The organism is Streptomyces sp. NTH33 (assembly GCF_003236365.1).
Lineage (GTDB): Bacteria > Actinomycetota > Actinomycetes > Streptomycetales > Streptomycetaceae > Streptomyces.
Genome location: NZ_POTZ01000644.1, coordinates 1 through 3,060, shown reverse-complemented (window position 1 = coordinate 3,060; position 3,060 = coordinate 1). Strand labels below are relative to the sequence as shown.

General features: G+C 70.5%; 3 protein-coding genes. 2 read left to right on the top strand and 1 reads right to left on the bottom strand.

Going from position 1 to position 3,060, the window contains the following annotated elements; translation table 11 throughout:
- The coding region (locus tag C1I97_RS34305; RefSeq protein WP_181447040.1) for an FAD-dependent oxidoreductase at window positions 1-1,130 on the bottom strand (1,130 nt) is incomplete at its 3' end.
- A 286-nt stretch (window positions 1,131-1,416) separates the two neighbouring features.
- On the opposite strand from C1I97_RS34305, the gene C1I97_RS34300 reads away from it, so the two are divergent.
- Together C1I97_RS34300 and C1I97_RS34295 are read left to right on the top strand one after the other, a co-directional pair.
- Entirely contained in the window at window positions 1,417-2,553 is a 1,137-nt protein-coding gene (locus C1I97_RS34300) for a SchA/CurD-like domain-containing protein (protein WP_111006899.1), read from the top strand.
- A 61-nt stretch (window positions 2,554-2,614) separates the two neighbouring features.
- The coding region (locus tag C1I97_RS34295) for a cupin domain-containing protein (protein ID WP_441349188.1) at window positions 2,615-3,060 on the top strand (446 nt) is incomplete at its 3' end.

Sequence of the window (3,060 nt, the reverse complement as noted above, 5' to 3'; positions counted from 1 at the left end):
AAGCCGGGGTGGCTGTGTTCGACGGAGCGGGCGGAGGCGCGGGCGCTGGTGGCGGTGGCGACTGGGCGGCGTTCGGTGTCGTAGGTGTCGAGCAGGGCGGGGGCGGCCCAGCCCTGCAGGACGGCGGCCAGTTTCCAGGCGAGGTTGTGGGCGTCCTGGATGCCGGTGTTGGAGCCGAAGGCGCCGGTGGGGGACATTTCGTGGGCTGAGTCGCCGGCGAGGAACACACGTCCGGCCGTGTAGCGGTCGGCCACTCGTTCGGCGGCTCGCCAGGACGCCTTTCCAGTGATTTCGACGTCGAGGCAGGGGGTGCCGATGGCGCGGCGGATGTGCCGTTCCAGGCGGTCCTCGGTGAATTCGTCGAGGGTTTCGCCGCGCTCCGGGTGCCAAGGAGCGTGGAACACCCAGTGCTCCTTGTTGTCGACGGGGAGGAGGGCGCCGTCGGCGTCCGGGTCGGTGAGGTAGCAGCAGATGAAGCGGCGGTCGCCGACGACCTCGGCGAGGAGTTTGGAGCGGAAGGTGACGCTGACGTTGGCGAAGAGGTCGCCGGGGCCGCTCTGGCCGATGCCGAGGCTGCGCCGGACGGGGCTGCGGGGGCCGTCGGCGGCGACGAGGTAGGCCGCGCGGACGGTGTAGCGCTCGTCGGTGGCCCGGTCCCGTACGACCGCTGTGACCCCTTCGTCGTCCTGTTCGAAGGTTTCCATCTCGTGGGAGTAGCGCAGGTCGCCGCCGAGCCGGCGGGCGCCGGCGAGCAGGACGGGTTCGAGGTCGTTCTGGCTGCACAGGCACCAGGCGGTGGGGCTGAATTTCGCGAGGCCGCCGCCCGGGTCGATGTGTTTGAAGAGCCATTCGCCGGCGTCGCCGACCAGGGTGGGGGTCTGCAGGATGCCGTGGTTGTCCGCGAGCAGGGATGCGGCCGTCTTGATGTCGGGCTCGATGCCGGCGACCCGGAACAGCTCCATGGTGCGCACGTTGTTGCCGCGTCCGCGTGGGTGGATGGAGGTGCCGGAGTGCCGCTCGACCAGCAGGTGCGGTACGCCGAGGCGGCCGAGGAACAGCGAGGTGGACAGACCCACCAGGGAGCCGCCGACGATGAGGACGGGTACCTGGTGGTCGGCTTCTTGGTGCATCGGTGCCTCCAGGAGCGGGGTGCGGGTGCGGGGGCGCGTCGCAGTTTCCATGCCCGGTGGAGGGCGGGTCCGCGTGCGTCGGGGGGACCAATCACCCCTGTGATCACCCGGGTGGTGCACACGAGTCGCGGACCGTTCGGTCCCGGCTCAGGATCGAGATCACGCTGACGTCGCGTCATCCGCGGCCGGCGTTCCTTCTGCCCCCGGTCCCGAGAAGTCCCCGAGTTCCGAGAAATCCACCGAGCCTCAAGAAGCTTCCCCAGTCCCGCCAAGGAGACGTACGCAGATGACCGCCATTTCTGAGCGCGTTTCAGAACCCGCCGAGCAGCAGGCCTCGAAAACCGTCTCCCAGTCCGTCTTCGACGGCTCCCGGCTCCGGGTGGTGCTGCTGGTGGACGTCTGCGACGGCGCCCAGCAGCAGTTCCTGGAGGCGTACGAGCAGATGGGCAAGCAGGTCGCCTCGGTTCCGGGGCATGTCAGCGACCAGCTGTGCCAGTCGATCGAGAATCCGTCCCAGTGGCTGATCACGAGCGAGTGGGAGAGCGCCCCGCCGTTCCTCGCCTGGGTGAACAGCGAGGAGCACGTGCGGATGGTGGAGCCGATGCACAGCTGCATCCGGGACACCCGGTCGCTGCGGTTCCACATCGTGCGGGAGACCGGCGGTGAGAAGGCGGCGGCCGGGCGGCGGCTGCAGACCGAGCCGCGGATCGGTGACGGTGTGATCCGGCACGCGCTCACCTTCACGGTGAAGCCGGGCAGCGAGCGGAAGGTCGCCGAACTTCTCGCGAACTACAAGTCGCCCGAGGCGCGGGTCGACGACACGACCCGGTTGTGCCGGACCTCGCTGTTCATGCACGGCAACCGGGTGGTGCGGGCGATCGAGGTGCGCGGGGACCTGCTGGCGGCGCTCAGGCATGTGGCCCGGCAGCCGGGGATCCGGGCGGTGGAGGAGGCGATCAACCCGTATCTGGAGCAGGACCGGGACCTGAACGACCAGGAGTCCGCGCGGGTGTTCTTCACGCGGGCGGCGCTGCCCGCCGTGCATCACGTGACGACCGGTCAGGAGAGCGAGGAGGCGGAGCGGCACGCGCTGTTCTACCCGGCGCGGCCGGGCAGGGGCATGAAGCTGGCCGAGCTGCTGTCCCGGCAGGACGAGCGGGCCGCGGACGACCCGCGCGGGCCGGTGTCGCGCAGCACGGTGTTCGAGCGGGACGACGTGGTCGTACGGCTGATCGACGTCCGGGGTGGTCTGGAGGCCGTCGACCCGGCCGTGGCGCTGGGGCTGGCGGACTCCGCGCAGGTGTCGGAGCTGACCACCCTGCTCGACGAGGGTGCCGCCGGGAAGGGCGGCGACCTGGCGCGGCTGCTCTCCCTGGCCCGTATGGAGCGCATCACCGACCGCCGGTCCGCGCCGGACGCCTGACGCATCCCCAAGTCGGCGCAGCACCCCGCGAGTCGACGTAGCACACCACGGGAGGAACGACGTGATCAAACCCCGACCCAGGATCGTGGATCTCAGTGAGGTCGAGCCCAACACCAAGCGCGGAGGCGATCTGCGCGCCATGCTCACCCCGGCCACGGTCGGTTCCACCAGCGGTTTCATGGGCGTGGCCATCGTGCAGCCCGGTGACCGCATCGGCGAGCACTACCACCCGTACTCCGAGGAGTTCGTGTACGTCGTCTGCGGCGAGCTGGAGGTGGATCTGGACGGCGACCCGCATCCGCTGCGGCCGGAGCAGGGTCTGATGATCCCCGCGTACATGCGGCACCGGTTCCGCAACGTGGGCAAGGTGGAGGCGCGGATCGTCTTCCACCTGGGGCCGCTGGCGCCGCGCCCGCAGCTCGGCCACGTCGACACGGAGGGCACCGAGACCGTGCAGGTGGCGGCCGGCGCGGAGGGGGCCGGCCGCCACCTGCACGGTCTCGGTGC